The sequence below is a fragment of the Stenotrophomonas sp. 107298_Sma genome, assembly GCF_056480345.1.
In genome coordinates, this window is record NZ_CM151094.1 from 4594814 (window position 1) to 4612623 (window position 17810).

Annotated in this window: 19 protein-coding genes; all 19 read right to left on the minus strand. The window is 66.2% G+C overall.

Annotated elements, in window-relative coordinates; translation table 11 throughout:
- Positions 1-23: 23 nt before the first annotated feature.
- Complete coding sequence (locus ACZK2G_RS21205; protein ID WP_478474289.1) at positions 24-2378, minus strand: MMPL family transporter; 2355 nt, start codon at positions 2376-2378, stop codon at positions 24-26.
- The gene (locus ACZK2G_RS21210; protein ID WP_136639766.1) at positions 2371-3000 is read right to left on the minus strand and encodes an outer membrane lipoprotein carrier protein LolA; all 630 of its coding nucleotides are present in this window, start codon (positions 2998-3000) and stop codon (positions 2371-2373) included. Before ACZK2G_RS21210 ends, ACZK2G_RS21205 begins: the two co-directional genes overlap by 8 nt.
- Positions 2997-3428 carry an acyl-CoA thioesterase gene (locus ACZK2G_RS21215; protein ID WP_136639767.1) on the minus strand — a complete coding sequence of 144 codons (432 nt, stop codon included), beginning with the start codon at positions 3426-3428 and terminating at the stop codon, positions 2997-2999. The genes ACZK2G_RS21210 and ACZK2G_RS21215 overlap by 4 nt, the downstream gene beginning before the upstream one ends.
- Positions 3415-4965, minus strand: a complete 1551-nt coding sequence (locus tag ACZK2G_RS21220; RefSeq protein ID WP_478474290.1) for an HAL/PAL/TAL family ammonia-lyase — start codon at positions 4963-4965, stop codon at positions 3415-3417. Before ACZK2G_RS21220 ends, ACZK2G_RS21215 begins: the two co-directional genes overlap by 14 nt.
- Positions 4955-5896, minus strand: a complete 942-nt coding sequence (locus tag ACZK2G_RS21225; protein ID WP_046983480.1) for a lysophospholipid acyltransferase family protein — start codon at positions 5894-5896, stop codon at positions 4955-4957. The genes ACZK2G_RS21220 and ACZK2G_RS21225 overlap by 11 nt, the downstream gene beginning before the upstream one ends.
- A 1-nt stretch (position 5897) precedes the next feature.
- Positions 5898-6668 (minus strand): glycosyltransferase family 2 protein, encoded by a 771-nt coding sequence (locus tag ACZK2G_RS21230; protein WP_426354844.1) that lies wholly within the window; start codon positions 6666-6668, stop codon positions 5898-5900.
- Complete coding sequence (locus ACZK2G_RS21235) at positions 6658-8343, minus strand: ApeI family dehydratase (protein WP_478474292.1); 1686 nt, start codon at positions 8341-8343, stop codon at positions 6658-6660. Before ACZK2G_RS21235 ends, ACZK2G_RS21230 begins: the two co-directional genes overlap by 11 nt.
- Positions 8336-8887: a COG4648 family protein gene (locus ACZK2G_RS21240; protein ID WP_046983477.1), complete on the minus strand. Its 552-nt coding sequence runs from the start codon at positions 8885-8887 to the stop codon at positions 8336-8338. The genes ACZK2G_RS21235 and ACZK2G_RS21240 overlap by 8 nt, the downstream gene beginning before the upstream one ends.
- A 22-nt stretch (positions 8888-8909) precedes the next feature.
- Positions 8910-9167, minus strand: coding sequence for an acyl carrier protein (locus ACZK2G_RS21245; RefSeq protein WP_046983476.1), 258 nt, complete (start codon positions 9165-9167; stop codon positions 8910-8912).
- A gap of 18 nt (positions 9168-9185) precedes the next feature.
- The gene (locus tag ACZK2G_RS21250; protein WP_046983475.1) at positions 9186-9443 is read right to left on the minus strand and encodes a phosphopantetheine-binding protein; all 258 of its coding nucleotides are present in this window, start codon (positions 9441-9443) and stop codon (positions 9186-9188) included.
- A complete protein-coding gene (locus ACZK2G_RS21255) occupies positions 9430-10227 on the minus strand; it encodes a lysophospholipid acyltransferase family protein (RefSeq protein WP_478474294.1) in 798 nt (265 codons plus the stop codon). The genes ACZK2G_RS21250 and ACZK2G_RS21255 overlap by 14 nt, the downstream gene beginning before the upstream one ends.
- Positions 10220-10960: a beta-ketoacyl synthase chain length factor gene (locus ACZK2G_RS21260; protein ID WP_046983473.1), complete on the minus strand. Its 741-nt coding sequence runs from the start codon at positions 10958-10960 to the stop codon at positions 10220-10222. Before ACZK2G_RS21260 ends, ACZK2G_RS21255 begins: the two co-directional genes overlap by 8 nt.
- Before the next feature lie 214 nt (positions 10961-11174).
- Positions 11175-12188 (minus strand): cytochrome d ubiquinol oxidase subunit II, encoded by a 1014-nt coding sequence (gene cydB, locus ACZK2G_RS21265; protein WP_046983472.1) that lies wholly within the window; start codon positions 12186-12188, stop codon positions 11175-11177.
- A 1-nt stretch (position 12189) separates the two neighbouring features.
- Positions 12190-13587 carry a cytochrome ubiquinol oxidase subunit I gene (locus ACZK2G_RS21270; protein WP_046983471.1) on the minus strand — a complete coding sequence of 466 codons (1398 nt, stop codon included), beginning with the start codon at positions 13585-13587 and terminating at the stop codon, positions 12190-12192.
- A 128-nt stretch (positions 13588-13715) separates the two neighbouring features.
- Positions 13716-14903 carry an ABC transporter permease gene (locus ACZK2G_RS21275; protein WP_478474296.1) on the minus strand — a complete coding sequence of 396 codons (1188 nt, stop codon included), beginning with the start codon at positions 14901-14903 and terminating at the stop codon, positions 13716-13718.
- Between the two features lie 13 nt (positions 14904-14916).
- Entirely contained in the window at positions 14917-16212 is a 1296-nt protein-coding gene (locus tag ACZK2G_RS21280; RefSeq protein WP_478474298.1) for an ABC transporter permease, read from the minus strand.
- Positions 16213-16533: 321 nt separating this feature from the next.
- On the minus strand, positions 16534-16749 hold the full coding sequence (locus tag ACZK2G_RS21285; protein ID WP_478474299.1) for a hypothetical protein: 216 nt from the start codon (positions 16747-16749) through the stop codon (positions 16534-16536).
- Complete coding sequence (locus ACZK2G_RS21290; protein WP_478474301.1) at positions 16746-17399, minus strand: RNA polymerase sigma factor; 654 nt, start codon at positions 17397-17399, stop codon at positions 16746-16748. The genes ACZK2G_RS21285 and ACZK2G_RS21290 overlap by 4 nt, the downstream gene beginning before the upstream one ends.
- A 36-nt stretch (positions 17400-17435) precedes the next feature.
- Positions 17436-17765, minus strand: coding sequence for a hypothetical protein (locus ACZK2G_RS21295; protein ID WP_053451142.1), 330 nt, complete (start codon positions 17763-17765; stop codon positions 17436-17438).
- Positions 17766-17810: the final 45 nt, after the last annotated feature.

Consider the following 17810-nt stretch of genomic DNA (forward strand, 5'->3'; position numbering starts at 1 on the left):
GGCTGTGGCACACGCACTCCGATTCAGGACGGCGGCAATGCATGGGGTGACGGTCGGAACAATGGCGAGATCAGCCAGACCAGGCCGATGCCGAACAACAGCGTGAGGCCGAAGGCGCGCAGCGCCGGGGTCTGCGACAGCCCCAGAAGGCCGAACGACAGCCAGGTGCTGGCCGCGCCCACGCACACCGCCAGCCATGCGCTGGCATCGCCACGGTGCTCGATCAGGAAGATGCCGTAGTCGATGCCCATGCCGAGCAGCAGCATCAGCGCCAGTACGTTGAACAGCTGCAGCGGCTGGCCGAACAGGCCCAGCAAACCCAGGGTCAGCGCACCGGCAATGAGCGTCGGCGCGAATACTCGCCAGGCCTGGCGGCGGTAGCGCAGCCACAGCGCGCCGAACACCAGCACGATACCGACCAGCAGCAGCCCACCCATCAGCTTGCGGTAGTGACCCAGCAGCTGCGAGAAATCGGCGGTGCGGTCCACCCAGCGCACGCCCGGCAGGCCTTCGGCCGCGCCCTGCAGGGTGGCCAGCGCATCGGCACGCGACAGGTCATCGACCATCACCACGCTGATCATCTGCCCGCCCACGTCGCCCACCCACAGGTGGCGGAACGGCTGCGAGGCCGGCGAGGCCAGGAAGGCTTCGGCGGTGAGCGGTGCGTTCGCGAACTGCGGTCGCTGCAGCGGTTCACCGACCACCTCCGACACGGCAGACAGCACACCCGGTTCCACCTTCGCGGTCAGCCCGGCATCGGCCTGCTGGCGCGATGGCGACGGCAGCCAATCGCTGATCGCGCGGTAGCCACCAATGCGCTTGTCGTTGGCCAATACACGCAGGCGCTCGGTCAGTGCTTCCTCACGCTGCAACAGCTGCGCGGCATCCGCACCCTGCACCAGGTAGAACTGCGCCGGGCTGGGCATGCCCAGCAACTGGCTGAGGCGGATCTGCTGTGCCATCAATGCCGGCGGCGAGGACTGCAGGCTGCGCAGGTCATCGTTGCTCTGCAGGCGGGCGATGCCGATCGCAGACAGCGCCAGCGTGATCACCACGAACATCGTCACCGGACGGCGGCCATGCAGACGCGGGAAGCGCTCCAGCGTGCTGCCCAGCCACTGCGAGAAACGGGTCTGGCGGATCTCACCACCATCCAGCCACGGGAACCAGAAGATCACCGTCAGGAACGCGGCCGCCAGGCCGACCACCGAGAACAGCGCCATCTGGCGCAGCCCGGGGAACGGCGCCAGGCCCAGTGCCAGATAGGCCAGCGCACTGGTCAGCAGCGCCAGCCACAGGCCAGGCAGCAGGTGCCGCAGCAGCTTCCAGCGGCGATCAGCCGGTTCGGCCTGCCGCGACGCAAACCAGTGGATGCCATAGTCCTCGGCCACGCCCACCAGCGATGCACCGAACACCAGGGTCAACACGTGCACGTTGCCGAACACCAGCACGGTCACCGCCAGCGCCACGCCACAGCCGATCAGCAGCGACGTGGCCACCAGCAGGATCGGCCGCAGCGAGCGGAACGCGAGCCACACCAGCAGCAGCACAGCCGCCAGCGAGCCCCAGCCGATGGTATTGATCTCCCGGTTGGCCTGCACCGCCGCAGCTTCGGCATGCAGCGGCACGCCCGCATGCAGGATCTCCAGATCCGGAGCGGCCGCCTTCGCGGCCTGCCCGGCACGTTCCAGCAATCCATCCAGATGGCGCTCGCCATCGAGCTTGAACGCCGAACCCGGCGTATCGAACTGCAGTGCAGCCCAGTGCCTGCCTTCGGCGTCGAGCAGGCCATCATCGCCCAGCCGCAGGCCCGAGCCCTGCGCCTGCTGCTGCCACCACTGCGGCCACAGCGACAACGGGTCCTGTCGCCACTCGGTCAGGCGTGGGGCCCCCATCGGGCCATACAGCGCAGCCAGCGCCTGCTCGGCCAGCGCGCCCGGCTCGCCGCCCTGCAGCTGCTTGCGCTGGGCCGGGGTCAGCAGGCGGTCGCGGTACGGCGCGTAGAACGCGCGCGCCTCATCGAACCAGCCTTCGATCGAGCCGCTGGGCACCAGCAACGCGTGATCGGCGTCCTTGGCCATGGCCGCGGCAAACGCGGCCTGCGCACGCTTGGCGGCAGCGCCGTCCTTGCTGCCCAGCAGCACCACCACCTGCCGCGAACTGCCATCGGCGATGCGCCGGGTGACGTCGCTCAACAGACGGTCGTGCGCGTCCTGCGGCAACAGTGCGAGGATGTCGGTGTCGATCCGCGATTGCTGGCTCCACAGGTGCCACTGCTGCACGCCCAGCGCCAGCAGCAGCACCAGCCAGGCGATGCCCAGCCAATGCCACCAGCGCCGCAACCGGTCCGGTGCATTCAACGCAACGTCCTCACTCAAAGCGGCGCGCCTCGTCTGCGCTGAGCGCGGCCGGAGCCTCGCTGAGCGCGTCGAAATGGATCAGCGTGCGGTCTTTGCTGGCCTCGACGATCTCGACCTGGCGCACGTAACGGTCGCCCTGCAGGGTCAGCGACTGGAACGCCTTGGCCAGCATCGCTGACTTCGGCCTCAGCTGCAGCCGCCAGCCCTGCCCTTCGCGGCTGACTGTCACGTTGAACGGGCCGGACAGTGCCTGCACGTCGCCACTCATCAGCGCGAACATGATCGCGTTCACCGAGCGCATCGCCGGCTGCTGCCGCGCATCGAGCTCGACGCGGGTGCTGCCGTCACGCTGGCGGCTCAGGATGCGGTCGGCAGTAACCACCACCTCGGAGGGAAACGGCTTCAGCGTGGTCCAGATCACGCCATGCTGGCGCGCGACCACGAACCGGCCCTGCGAGCGCAACGGATTCTTGAAGCCGCTGACCTGCTTTTCCTGCGTGAACTGGCCACGCAGTACGTCCGGCCGCGCCACCGCCTGGGTGATCGCGTCGATGGCCGGATCGGCGGCCTGCACCAGCGGTGCGGCCAGCAGCAACACCGCGCCCAGCAGCGCACGCGCAAAACGGTTGGCTCGGTTCATGGCGCAGGCACTCCCAGGCGCTCCCACAGTACCGGCGGGCACTGGTACAGCATTTCCCTGCTGGCCGCGTCCACCGCCACCTGGATGGTCATTGCGCGGGTCAGCACCTGGCCGCTCTGCGCATCGAGGATTTCATAGTCGATCTTCAGCCGGTTCTCCCATTCCACGAGGCGTGCGACCACGCGCAGGGGCTGGTTGAACAGCAGCGGGCGCACATACTTCACCCGTGCGTCGACCACCGGCCAGAGGTAACCCGATTCGAGCATCTGCGGGTAGTCGTAGTTGTAACGACCCAGCAGTGCACAACGCGCGATCTCGAAGTACTTGAAGTAATGGCCATGCCAGACCACGTTCATCGGGTCGCAGTCATGGAAGGGCGGGGCCAACGCAACTTCGGCCATCCGTTCGATTGCTTCATTCACCGGCATACAGCTCCCAACGTTGCGCGCGGATCTCCACCAGCAGGTCCCGCAGTTCGCGATCCAGCGCGCGGTCTTCTTCGACCAGGGCGATGCGCTGCCCCAGGTCGGCGTACATGTTGGCCAGACTGCCACGCAGCTGCGCGTTCAGGCCAACCCGTTGGCGCAGCGCCAGGCCCTGGCGAGCGGCAATCAGCATTGCAGCGACTACCTGTTCGGTCAGCTCGATCACCCGCAGGCAGTCGCGCGCAGCGATCGTGCCCATGCTGACCTTGTCCTGGTTGTGGCATTCGGTGGAACGGGAGAACACGCTGGCCGGCATTGTCTGCTTCAGTGCTTCGGCAGTCCACGCCGAAACGCTGATCTGCAGTGCCTTCAGGCCATGGTTGATGGCCGCACGCGGGCCGGTGGCGGCCGACAGGTTGGCCGGCAGTCCATGGCTGTAGCGCGCATCGACCACCAGCGCCAGCTGGCGGTCGAGCAGGTCGGCAACGTTGGCTACCGTGTTCTTCAGGGTATCCATCGCCAGCGCGATGTGGCCTCCGTAGAAGTGGCCACCGTGCAGGATGCGTTCGCCGTCGGCATCGATCAGCGGATTGTCGTTGGCGCTGTTCAGTTCGGTTTCGATCAGCTGGCGCAGGAACGGCAGGCTGTCTTCCAGCACGCCGATCACATGCGGCGCGCAGCGCAGCGAGTAACGGTCCTGCAGGCGCTGTTCATTGCGCGGCGGGCACTCGCTGTGCAGGTCGCTGCGCAGGCGCGCAGCAATGCGCATCTGGCCCGGGTGTGGTTTGGCTGCGAACAGGTCTTCGTCGAAGTGGTGCGCGTTGCCGTCGCTGGCCAGCACATTGAAGGCGGTCAGGCGCGTGGCCATGCGTGCCAGATAGTCGGCGCGCTGCCAGGCCAGGCAGGCCAGGCCGGTCATCACCGCGGTGCCGTTCATGATCGCCAGGCCTTCCTTCGGCCGCAGCTTCAGTGGCGCCATGCCGATCTTCGCCAGCACGTCGGCCGCCGGCTGCACGCGGCCGTCGTGCAGCACCTCGCGCTCGCCACACAGCACCGCCGCCACGTAGGACAGTGGGGTCAGGTCACCGCTGGCACCGACCGAACCTTCGGCCGGAACCAGCGGCAGTACATCGTGCTGCAGCAGCGTAGCCAGCCCTTCCAGCAGCGGTACGCTGACACCGGACATGCCACGCACCAGCGACGCCAGGCGCGCGGCCAGCACCGCGCGGGTCTCGACCGGGTCCAGGTAACGGCCCAGGCCGCAGCCATGGTAGGTGTACAGATGGTGCGGCAGCTCGGCTACCAGCGCCGGCGGGATGTTGACCGTGCACGAGTCGCCGTAGCCGGTGGTCACGCCGTAGATCACGCCGTCATCGCGCAGCAGGCGGTCGAGGAAGTCGGCACCGCGCTGGATGTGTGCGCGGAACGTCGGCGCCTCGCTCAGTGCGGCTTCGCAACGGCGCTGAGCCAGGGCAACCACGTCTTCGATGGTCAAGGGTGCATCGCCAAAGCGACACACGGGTACGGCGTCAGTCGTCATGCGGAGCCTGATCCCAGAAGGGAAAGAAATTGAACCAGTCCAGCGGCGACTGGATGACCTGGCGTTCGAGCCAACCCGCGTAGCGCTGCACCTGCCCGGACAGCGCGGCATCACGCGACCCGCGTGGCAGCACGATGCGATCGGCGAACGGCTCGAACACGACCCGGTAACCTTCGCCCTCATGCAGGCAGGCCATGGTGTAGACCGGGCAGCCCAGTGCAGCGGCCAGCACATAACCACCAATCGGGAACGGCGCACGCTGCCCGAGGAAATCGACGCTGATGCTGCGCCCGCCGCCGACCGGCGTGCGGTCGCCGACAATGGCCACGAAACCGCCGGCGGCGACCTTGTCGGCCAGCATCATTGCCGTGGCAGGCCCCATTTCGGTGACCTGCACAAGCTCCACCGCTGCCAGCGGATCCAGCCGGCGCAGCAGGCGGTTGAAGCGCTGCGCATGCGCGGTGTGCACCAGCACGGTGATGCGCAGGCCGGGAACCCGCTCGGCCAGCACCTGGCACAGTTCCAGGCAGCCGATGTGCGCGGTGAGGATCAGCCCGCCTTCGCGCTGCGCGATCCTTTCCAGCACCGGGGTGCGATGCAGGTGGATGCGTTCGGGCGGATAGCGCCCGCCGATGCCGAGGATCTTGTCCAGCATCGTGTCGGCAAACGCAAAGAAGTGGCGCAGGCTGTCGCGCCGGGTCGGCACCCGTCCCAGCACGCCGCTGTAGGCCTGCAGCCGCTGCAGATACTGCATCGAAGCCTCGCGGCCAACGCGGTTGCCCAGCCAGTGGCAGGCCACCACCGGCCACACGCACATGCGGAACGGCCAGCGCCCGAACCAGCGGTGCACCCAGTACAGGACCAGCACGCCGGCCACCGAGGTGGATTCACCGATATCGGCCCAGTGCGGGGCACCCTGCGGGGTCGCCATTTCAGCGATGTCCTCGCAGGCGGCGGCGCAGCAGGCGCGGTGCGCGCCAGAGCATGCCGAAGAAAAGGCGGGTGTGCATGCGGGTGATGCGCACGTTGTCGCGCCACATATCAAAGTGCGACACGCCATCGGAAGGATAGGTCACGCGCGTGGCCAGGTGCTCGACCGGCACCTGCCGCCAGTACAGGCGCACGATCACCTCGGTATCGAAATCCATGCGCCGGCCGATGGTCTCTTCGCCGATCAGGCGCAGAACCGGTGGCAACGGGTACACGCGGAAGCCGCACATGGTGTCGCGCAGGTGCAGCGACAGCGTATTGATCCAGACCCAGATGTGGGTGGCGTAGCGGCCGTACAGGCGCGCCTTCGGCACGCTGGCGTCGTAGGCCGGGATACCGCAGATCACCGCATCCGGATGCGCACGCGCCGCCTCGATGAAGCGCGGCAGGTCTCCGGTGTCGTGCTGGCCATCGGCATCGATCTGCAGCACGTGGCTGTAGCCACGCGCGTGGGCCTCGGCGAAACCGGCCAGCATCGCCCCGCCCTTGCCCTGGTTGATGTCCAGGCGCAGCAGGTCGACCCCCTGACGCTGCGCCAGCGAGCGCAGCACTGCCGCACATGCGTCATGTGAGCCGTCATCCACCAGCAGGCACGGAAGGCCGGATGCCAGCACGCCGTCGACCACCGCCGCGATCGCATGTTCGTGGTCGTAGACAGGAATAACCACCAATGGCGCGAACGCGGCTTTGGCAATGGAGGGATCAATCCGCATCGGCAAACACCACTTTTCCGCTCGAGTGCATCCCGTGGCTGGAGGTATAGCGGAAGGCCAGCACACTGCGCGCGGCATCCCAGTCCAGCTGCAGGGTCAGCACGTCACCCGGGCGGGCCACGTGCTGGAACTTCACCGCGTCCATGCGCAGGAAACCCGCCGGCATCGCGAACGCCTGGCGGCCGAAACGCACCGCCCAGTCCAACTGGGCCACACCGGGCAGGATAGCTGCCTGCGGGAAGTGGCCCTGGAACGGCCGTAGCGCCGGGTCGAGGGTCATGCGCAATGTCGCGCTGGATGTATCGCGGTGATCCCACTGCGGTACCGGCATCAGCGGCTGGAACAGTGCCGCCAGCGCTGCCTGGGTGACCTTGCCCTGCGCATTGAACGGCAGCGACGGGACCAGTCGCCAGCGACGTGGACGGCTCACTGCGTCGTGGCCGTTGGCCAGCCGCGCGCCCAGGCGCTGACCGAAAGCACGACGCGCCGCATCACCGCCGTCCAGCAGCGCGGGATCTACCGGCACCACCACCGCTGCAAGCTGTTCGCGTTGGCCCGGCAGCACCAGCACGCGTGCATCCTCCACTTCGGTGTCTTCGCGCAGCGCACGTTCCAGCGCATCCAGCGAGACGCGCCGCTCTTCGATCTTGACGATGCGATCGGTTCGGCCCAGCAGGCGGAAGCGTCCGTCGGCCAGCGCTTCGACGCGGTCCTGGGTGCGCCACCAATCGGCGTTTTCCAGATGCGGCGATGCCACGGCCAGGCAATCGTCCTCGATCCGCCACTGCACGCCCGGCAGCGGCTGCCACGGCGGCAGATCGGTATCCCAGCGCCGCCAGGCAATGCCGCCGGTCTCGCTGCTGCCATAGACCTCGGTCGGGGCCACACCCAGCCACTGCCGTACCTGCCGGGCCGCCTCTTCCGGCAACGGCCCGCCAGAGGAGAACACCGCACGCAGGCGGCCGCGCAGGCTGGCCCAATCCAACTGTTCGGGCAGGCGTTTGAGGTGGGCCGGAGTCGCCACCAGCATCGTATCGGTACCGGACAGCGCCGCCACCAGATCTTCATGGAAGAACCGGCGTGGATGGATCAGGCGACCGGCCGCCAGCGGCCACAGCACGCGGAACAGCAGGCCGTAGATGTGCTGGTGCGAAACCGTACCATGCACCTCCACCCCCTCCAGCTGCGCGCCGAAGGCAGCCTGCAGCGCGTCGACTTCGCGCGCCAGCTGGTCCAGGCGCTTGCTGATCGCGCTGGGTTGGCCGGTGCTGCCGGAGGTGAACACGCACAGTTCGCAGGCGCGCTCGTCCAGCATCCGCAACGCGCCGTCCGCAGCTGCATCCACCGCCGCCAGCGGGCGGCAGTCGGTGGAGACATCGCCGGCAAAACCACTCACCTGTGACTGCAGGGCCTGCAGCGTGGCCGGCAGGTTGTCGGCAGCCAGGAACACCCGCTTGCCGGCATGCCAGGCACCGTACAGCGCTGCGGCGAAGGCCACGGCATCGTCGAAGTAGAGGGCCCAGTCGCGCCCCTCGGCAGCGGCAAAGGCCGAGCGCCACGCCAACACGCGCCGGCGGAACCCGGCGTGATCGAGCAGCACACCGTCGCAGACGCCGACCGGGCGTTGCGGCCGCGCATCCAGCAGCAGCCGGTCCAGGGCAATCCACTCAGCCATGCGTGTGCACCGCCCTGACCCGTTGCCGCACCAGCCACTCACCCGCAAACAGGATTCCCATCAACACGTACGCCAGCAATCCGTTGTAGAGCATCCAGACCCGGTCCGACGCATACAGCGCGGTAAGCAGGGCCAGGCTGCCGTTGAAGACGAAGAAGCCGCACCACACCTGGGTGACGCGACGGGTATAGGGCACCGCCGACGCCGGCAGGTCCGGCTCCTGCAACCGGGCCAGGCGCTCGACCACGGGAGGACCGAATCGAAGGCTGCCGGCAAACACGACCAGCATTACGGCATTGACCAGCGCCGGGTACAGCTTCAATGGCAGCGCCTGATTGAGTACCGTCGCCAGCACCGCGAGCAGGCCGGCACCCGCTGCCGCGCCCCACCACACCGGTTGGCGCGTGCCGAGTGCCCGCAGCAGGGCCAGTGCGAACAGCAGCAGCGACGACCAGCGCGGCTCGAAACGGCCCATCGCCAGATAGACCAGCAGCGGATAGGCCAACGAGATCGCAGCCACCGCCACCGTGCGTGCGCGTGCCATGGGAACGACGCCCGCGCTGCGGTCAGGCGGCCGCCTGGTCCGGCAGCAGGCCATGCGTCACATCGACGATGTCCTGCACCGTACGCACGGCCTTGAATGCTTCCGGCTGCAGGTTGCGACCCAGCAGCGGCTTGAGCTGGACGATCAGATCGACCGCATCGATGCTGTCGATGTCCAGATCGTCGTACAGGCGGGCCTGGGGCGTGACCCGGGCCGGTTCGATCTCGAAGCTGTCGGTGAGGATGGAAACGATGCGATCGAACAGTTCATTCTTGGTCATGGCAGTTCCTGGCACCGGTTACGACCGATGGGCGGCGACGAACTCGCCAAGCGCGCGCACACTGGAAAAATGGCGGCGGGTCTCTTCCGAGTCGGATGACAGGCTCACACCGTACTTCTTCTGCAGCGCCAGGCCCAGTTCCAGCGCATCGATCGAATCCAGGCCAAGGCCCTCGACGAACAGCGGCGCAACCGGATCGATATCCTCCGGCGTGATGTCCTCCAGTGAAAGCGAGGAAATGATCAATACCTTGATCTCGTGCTCAAGTGCTTGCACGGGTGGGGTCTCCAGACAGGTCGAAGTAACGGGAAAGGTGCTCGGTGACGCGACGTGCCGCCAGGGCATTCCCTCCTGGCGAGTCCTCTTCGACCAGAAATGGCGAGATCGGGATATCTTCGCCGATCTGCAGCCGAACGTGAAAGCAACGTGAGGGAATACGATACCACTTCTGCCCTTTGGCCAGGGCTGGCGGCGTACAGGTGATCCGCACCGGCGTGATGTCCAGACGGCCGCGGACGGCGATGTTGGCGGCGCCGCGCTGCAGCCGCAGTGGCTGCCCGGGCACGCTGCGGGTGCCCTCCGGAAAGATGACCAGGCTGCCACCCGCACGGACCGCCTTCACGCAGTCATCGACCAGGCCGGGCCCATCGTCGTTGGCAATGTAGCCGGCGGCCCGCACCGCACCGCGCATGAACGGGTTGCTGGCCACCGCGCGCTTGACCACGCACTCCGCGTTGGGCAGCAGTGACACAAGGCAGACCACATCGATGAGCGTTGGATGGTTGGCCAGCACCAACAGACCGTCGCGCTGCAGGCGTTCGCGCCCTTCGATCTCGCAGGTCATCACACCCAGGCTGCGCATCAGCCGCAGCTGGCCGGCAAAGGCGAGCTGGACCAGACGGCGGGCACGGCGGCGGCGCGCGAGTGGGTTGCGCATCAACAGCAGCAGCGGCATTACCACCGTTCCCAGCACCAGCCCGCCCAGGCCAAAAGCAAGAAAGCACAGCGCCGTGCCGAACACACGCCACGCATGATCGAGGCGGCGCAGCCTCTCAGCCACGGCGGCCCCAGGACCAGCGTTGTCCCTGCGTTACATGCTCAAGCGCCGGCATTCCCGACAACAGGAAGCGGTGCAGGTCCAGTGCGTGCGGCAGATGGCCCGGCACCCCCTCGGCGGCACTCGCCGGCTCCCAGCGCAATGACAGGGTCGGGCAGCCTTCGCGAGGCTGGGTGAGACGCCAGCACCATGCGAAGAACACGTCGGGTTCGTCGGCGAACGGCGCGTATATGCCCGGCAGGGGCGATTCGTACACCACCACACGCACCTCACGGGCGCCGTCGGCCAGCAGCCCGACCGCTTCCAGGCAGGCGGCTTCTGCCGTGGCCTGGCCCGCGGCCAACGCCAGGTAGTTGCCCCGGTGACCGCGGGCAATCGAGTACAGCGCTGCAATGGCGTTGTGCACAGACAGCCCGAAGGTCGTGGGCGACATGGGTTCTCCGCTTGCCAGCGATGCCAGCAGATCCATCGAGCGCGCCACGTCGCCATGGCGGCTGGCGAACACCAGCGGCACCTGGCTGTCGGCACCCTGCGCGTCCTCGCACCAGCATGCGGCCTGGATCGCCATCCGGCCCAGCCGTTCGATACGCCGACGCTGCATCGCCGGGACTTCGGTGAGCGCTGGCGCGCCCTCGCCCACGGGCAGGAACGGCACATCGGCCCAGCGCAGCCATTGGCTGCGCTCGGTCAGGCCAGGCGCCCAGGCGGCCCAGTCGACGACGGAGAATTCAATCATCTAGCGGTGGTGTTTCACTGGGGGAACGATAGGCACGGGCCACTCAAGGCGACGCGCGGCTCCCCCTTCCTGCAGCCGTGCGTCCGTCCAGGACGTTGCCGGCTACCCCCTTGGCTGCCGGAAAGGAGCGCACGCTATCACGTCCAACGCAGGGAATGCAGTCTTCACAAACAACAACGCGGGAACTGCCAGCCGCAGTTCCCGCGCAGGATTCTCAGTGGTAGCCCGCGTCGGCGTGCACTTTGCCGCGGAATACCCGGTAGGACCACGCTGTATAGCCGAGGATGACTGGCAGCAATATGACCAGCCCAACCAGCGTGAAGCCCAGCGAAGACGCCGGCGCGGCGGCCTGCCACAGCGTCATCGACGGCGGCAGCAGGTACGGCCACATGCCCAGCACCAGGCCAAGGAAGCCGAGCACGAACAGGGCCAGGCTGAGCAGGAACGGCGGCAGGTCGCGGCGCGGGTGAGTGGCACTGCGCCACAGCGCGGCAGCCACCGCCAGGGTCAGCAGCGGCACCGGCGACAGCCACCAGAAATTGCCATCGCTGAACCAGCGTTCCATCAGGCGCGAATCGAGGAACGGCAACCAGCTGCTGACCAGGCCCATCGCCGCGATCACCGCCACCACCAGTGGCCGGGTCATCTGCCGCGCCAGCGCCTGCACGCGCCCTTCGGTCTTCAGGATCAGCCACGTGCTGCCGAGCAGCGCGTAACCAGCCACCAGTGCAGCACCGGTCAGCATCGCGAAGGGGCTGAACCAGGCAAACGCGCCGCCCTGGTAGACACCATCCACCAGCGGAATGCCCTGCACCAGGGTGCCCAGGATCACGCCTTGGGCGAAGGTCGCCAGCAGCGAACCGAGGCCGAACGCCACACTCCACAGTCGGCGCGAACGATGCGCCTTGAAACGGAATTCGAACGCCACGCCGCGGAACACCAGCGCCACCACCAGCAGCAGCACCGGCAGGTACAGCGCCGACAGCAGCACCGCATACGCCTTGGGGAAGGCCGCCAGCAGGCCGGCACCGCCCAGCACCAGCCAGGTCTCGTTGCCGTCCCAGATCGGCGCGGCAGTGTTCATCATCAGGTCCAGCTGTTCCTCGTCCTCGGCGAACGGGGCGAGGATGCCGATGCCGAGCACGAAGCCGTCCAGCACCACGTACATCAGCACGCCGAAGCCGATCACCGCGAACCACGCCACCGGCAGCCAGGTCATCAGGTCCATTTCAATGCTCCTCCAGCGGTTCGTCGGCGGCCGACAACGGACGTGCCGGGGTATGGCTGCCATGGTCCAGCGACGGCCCCTCGGCATACGGCTGCGGCCCATGGCGCAGGATCTTCACCAGGTACCAGATGCCCCAGCCAAATACGAATGCGTAGCCGACCACGTAGACACCCAGCGACAGCGCGGTCATCCACGCGCTCTGTGGGCCGACCGCATCAGCGGTGCGCAGAACGCCATAGACCACCCACGGCTGGCGCCCCATTTCGGTGACGAACCAGCCCGACAGCAGCGCGATGAAGCCGCTCGGCAGCATCCAGTTCCAGCCGCGCAGCAGCCACGGCGAGTCCAGCAGCTTCTTCCGCCAGAGCTGGAAGGCCGAGACCCAGGCCAGCAACAGCATCAACGTACCCAGCCCGACCATGATGCGGAAGGCGAAGAACACCGGCGTCACCGGCGGGCGCTCGCTGGCCGGCACCGAGGTGAGCGGATCGAAGGTGCCGTCCAGGCTGTGGGTGAGGATCACGCTGCCCAGCTTCGGAATGGCCACTTCGAAGTCGTTGCGCTCTTCCTTCTCGTTCGGCAGCGCGAACACCACCAGCGGCACGCCCTCGCCTTCCTTGGTTTCATGCCAGTGCGCCTCCATCGCCGCGATCTTCATCGGCTGATGCTTGAGCGTGTTCAGGCCATGCATGTCGCCGACGAAAATCTGCACCGGTACGGTCAGCGCCGCGAACGCCACCGCCGCGATCAGCATGCGCCGACCCGCTTCCACGTGCGTGCCCTTGCGCAGGTACCACGCGCCGACGCCACCAATCACGAAACAAGTAGTGATGAACGAGCCCAGCGCCATGTGGGCCAGGCGGTACGGGAACGAGGGGTTGAACACCACCTGCCACCAGTCCACCGGATGCACGATGCCATTGACCATCTCGTAGCCGGCCGGGGTATGCAGCCAGCTGTTGGACGACAGGATCCAGAACGTGGAGAACAGCGTGCCCAGCGCCACCATGCAGGTGGACAGGAAATGCAGGCGCGGCGAGACCCGGCCCCAGCCGAACATCATCACGCCGAGGAAGCTGGCTTCGAGGAAGAAGGCGGTCAGCACTTCATAGGTCAGCAGCGGGCCGATGACCGTGCCAGCGACCTCGCTCAGCCTCGGCCAGTTGGTGCCGAACTGGAAGGCCATGACGATGCCGCTGACCACGCCCATGCCGAACGACACTGCGAAGATCTTCTGCCAGAAGAAATACAGTTCGCGCCACACGGGCAATTTCGTGCGCAGCCACCGCCATTCGATGAAGGCCAGCCAGCTGGCCGTACCGATGGTGAAGGCGGGGAACAGTACGTGGAAACTGATGACGAATCCGAACTGGATCCGCGACAACAACAACGCGTCCAAGGGACGCCTCCTGCCAGGTGCCGGTGGGATACCGCACCACTTTAGGTGGATATTGTTAAAACGGGATGCGACCGGGTGACGCGCTGCTTCACTTTGTCGCAGGGAAGCTGGATGACAGGATGAATGGGCTACAGGGGCTTCAGCAAGGTCAAGGGCGGCTCCTTGGCGATTCGCAGGGCCCTGGGTACCAGTGCAATCAAGCAGGCCGCCATCACCAGCACGACAGCGATCGATATCGAGAACCACAGTGAATCTGTGATGCCATCCTGTGGCGGCCCTATCCACTGCAACGACGACGCGCCGAGCAGGGCGCCCAGTGTGGTGAACAGTGAAACTTCGAACATGATTTCGGCAAAGATCACGGAGCCGCGAGCACCCAGTGTCCGTCGAACCCCAATGGAGTGCCGGCGCCGATCAAGCCAGGCGCCTACGACACCGGAAACTCCGGCCATCAGCACACCGAGAACAACGGCCGTCATGACCGCGAGCACGGTCGTAGCGAAGCGATCAGCTTTGACGTAGGCGTCGCGATATCCCGCCAGCGTCTCGACACCGGTCGAATTCACGATCCGATACGGCCGCTGCAGCGCATCGACAGTGCGATCAAGCGATGAACGATCAACCTCCGACTTCCACTTCGCCAGATAATAGCGACTGGCGCCCATGGGAAGGCCCGGAAGCAGCGCCCACTGCGAGTCCCGCTCATTGCCTCCTGGTGCCGGTCCAGCAACAGACGCAAATACACCCACGATGATCCGGCTGCTGCCGGGGCCGAAATACAGGTGGCGGCCAACAGCACTCTCCGTTCCGAACAGACGGGCAGCCAGCGCTTCACTGATCAGCACTACCGGAGCACCTTCAGCCATGTCGTCCTCTGTGGCATCCCGCCCCAGGACGATTCCCGCGCCCAGCATCGCCAGCAAGCCAGAGCTGGCAGTTGCCACGGGAATGCGATCACATCCAGCAACGTCTGTCGTACCCGCGTTCATCGAGTACGTCATGGCCGACTCGCTGGTGCACACGCCGTATCGATGGGCTCTTCCCCCGAACGGAACAGCGTCGCTCACAACCGTGTCCTGAACACCGGGCAGCCGGATCGCGGACAGGTCTGCCCGCAGCACTGCAGCATCCGCGCCTTCTTCGACATCCGAGACCCTGACCACACCAATCGATACTGCCTCCTGGATGCTCCCGGTGTTCAATCTGGCGAAGCTGTCCAGCGCCGATTGCAGTGCGAACGCACATGCCAGGCTTGCAAGCGCAGCCTGCACTGCAAGCAATGCGGCGCTTCCCAGATGTCGTCGGGTCTCCCTCATTGATTCGAACATTTCAGGCAGCCCCCTTCGCGAAGGCACTCGACAGTGAGCTGACCCTGCAGATTTCAAACGATGGGACCAATGAGCAGAGCAACGTCGTGACGACTCCCAGGGCAGCCGCCATCAGCATTGCCCCAGCATGCATCGCTGTTATCGCGCTGGGCAGAACGTCTCCCGCAGCAACCACCCGGATTCCCAGCGCATAGGTGACGACAGCGAGTGCACTGCTTGCGACTCCCGCCGCGATGGATTCCCACATGAGCTGGACGAACACGTCTCGGCGTCGCGCTCCCAGCGCACGTCGTATCGCAAGCTCCCGCCTACGGCGCCCCAGACTGAAGCTCAGCAGTGCCGCCGCGTTGACGACGCACACACCGAGAAGGATCAGTGACAGCCGAAGCTGCATCCTGGCCCGCTCCGGAACCAATCCCAGCCTGTCCAGCCAATCCATCAACGGCCAGAGTGCCACCTGCTGCGTGTCTGGTTCGATCCGAAGGCCCTTTGCCTGCGCATAGGCGTTCAGACTCGCGCGGTAGGCGGCGACATCATCTGCGGTAGGCAGCCACGCCCACAGTTGAAGCCATGAAACGTTGCCCCCTGCAAGATCCGTGTCCTGGTCACCCCCCCAGATCGCCGTCCCGTCCACAACAGTCAACTTGTCCGCGATTGCGGTTTCAACTGGCAGGTAGATCTCGTCAGGCTCCACAAACGGCCGGCGCGTGAGATCTCCCTGAAACATCGGCACCGGATGCCAATCCTCTGCGACACCCACAACGGTATAGGTGCGTCTGCCCAGTTCCAACGGATGACCAATGCAATCCTGTGCACATTCACGCTGGGCGAGCGCACGCGACAGGACCACCATTCGACTCGCAGCATGTCCCTCCTCGGTAGTCCATGCCCGCCCTTGAACGACGGCAATGCCAAGGACACTGAAGACTTCGGACGTGGCGAACCTGGCGCGCAGTCTTGCGCTGGACTCTCCCGGCCGGGAGAGCGTCACCGCCCCCCCTGCCATTGCTGCCTGTTTCCACGTCCGGCCTTGATTCAGAAGCGCCTTCGCGTCCGGCCAGGTCAGTGCCTGACCAGGATCCGGAGAGCCACTGCGCAGTGCATCTGGACGCGCGTCAAGGTACGGGCGGAACAATGCCGAGCTCCGGCCTGGTGCGGGATCGGACGATGCCTGGAGAACAATGGAAAGCATCACGGTGGTGATCCCTACCCCTGCACCCAACATAAGAGCGATTGCCAGATGAGTGCCGATTCGCTGCTTGAATCGGACAAGCGAAAGCTGGATGTAATAGAGCATCATCCAACTGCATCCGGCATTGGCTTACTCGCGCACCTGTCCATGTGATTCTCACTCCATCCCCTTGGAAGCTGATGGTTGAGAATCTCTGATTGTGAAACGCCGCCTCAAGTGGAGATATGGAATTTGCAACTTTCCTCAGGAAACACGCGCAGCTCGTAGGTCCTGGATAGAACCACGGCCACTGACGACGAGACCGTCGTGACGGAATCTGACGGGGAAGGCCAACTGTCGATTTGCAGATGACACCCGATGCCTGGCCATCTGATCGGGTGTTGGAGGAAGAAGCGTCCAGAAGCAGGTGCAGGCGTCAGCGTTTCTCTAGACCCAGAAACACCAGACAGCCGCCGCCACCAACGCCCCCAGCAACAGCACCTGCACCACCACATAACCCACGCCACTGTCGCGCGACTCAACGGCAATGCGCTTCTGCAGCGCTTCGCTCACATCCGGCGTTTCTTCCTGCCGCGCCTGCTCACGCAACGCCTGTGCCAGTGCGCGTTCTTCCGCGTCACGAGGGTCGGTCGATTGGGTCACAGCAGTTCTCCGGCGGAGGCATGCCGCGTCAGTTCCTGCTTCAGGACCTGGCGCGCGCGGTGCAGGTGGCTCTTGATGGTACCGCGTGCCAGTCCGGTCACCTGCTCGATCTCGGCCAGGTCGAAGTCCTCCAGGTAGTGCAGGCCGACAATCAATCGTTGCGGTGCACTCAGCCGCTCCAGCGCCACGCCAAGATGACGACCGGCCTGCAGCGCCTCGCTCAATTCACCCGGCCCCGGCCCTTCATCGCCAATGCCCAGTTCCTCCGGCACCTCCACCGCCACCATCCATTGCGCCTCCAGCCGGCGCCGGCGCAGGTGCTGCAGCGCGGTGGTGTAGGCCACCCGGGAAACCCAGGTGCGCAGCGAGGATTCAAAACGAAAGCGGTGCAGCTGGCGGAACACGGCCAGGAAGGTCTCCTGCAGCAGGTCGGCCACCTGATCGCGGTCGCCCACCATGCGCCCGATCACATGCGCGCAGGTGCGCTGGTGGGTCTCGACCAGTTGCGAAAACGCCGCCTGCGAACCATCGATTATCGCCCGCACCAGGGCCTGGTCCGCGTCCAGCGGTGCGGCGGGTGTCGCCGTCGCCGCTGCATCGTGGCGACGACGGCCCCGCAGTGCCGACAGCGCTTCACCCAGCAGGCTCATGCGCGGGGCGCCCCCTGTGCCCTTGGCATGCCTGCCTCAGCCCTTGCGCGCGGCGGGACGGGTGAAGTGCCAGGCCAGCAGCTGGCCGAGGCCGGCACTGCCGACCAGCGCGGCGGCGGCACCGAAGGTCAGGTCACGCGCACCGATGACTTCCAGCAGGGCCATGGCCAGCGCCAGGCAGACCAGGCTGATGCCCCAGCGCAGCGCACCCTGGCGGCGGCGTTCTTCTTCCAGCACGGCCAGCGAGCGGATCACTTCCTCCGGCACGTGCGGGGCTACCAGCTTGCTGCGGGCGCGGGCATCGGCAATGGCGTGGATCGCATAGGCGATGCAGATGAAGAGGGTGATCGGGATCAGTTCCTGCATGGTCGGGCTCCTGTTCGGTGGATGATGCGGGTTCAGAAGGATGGA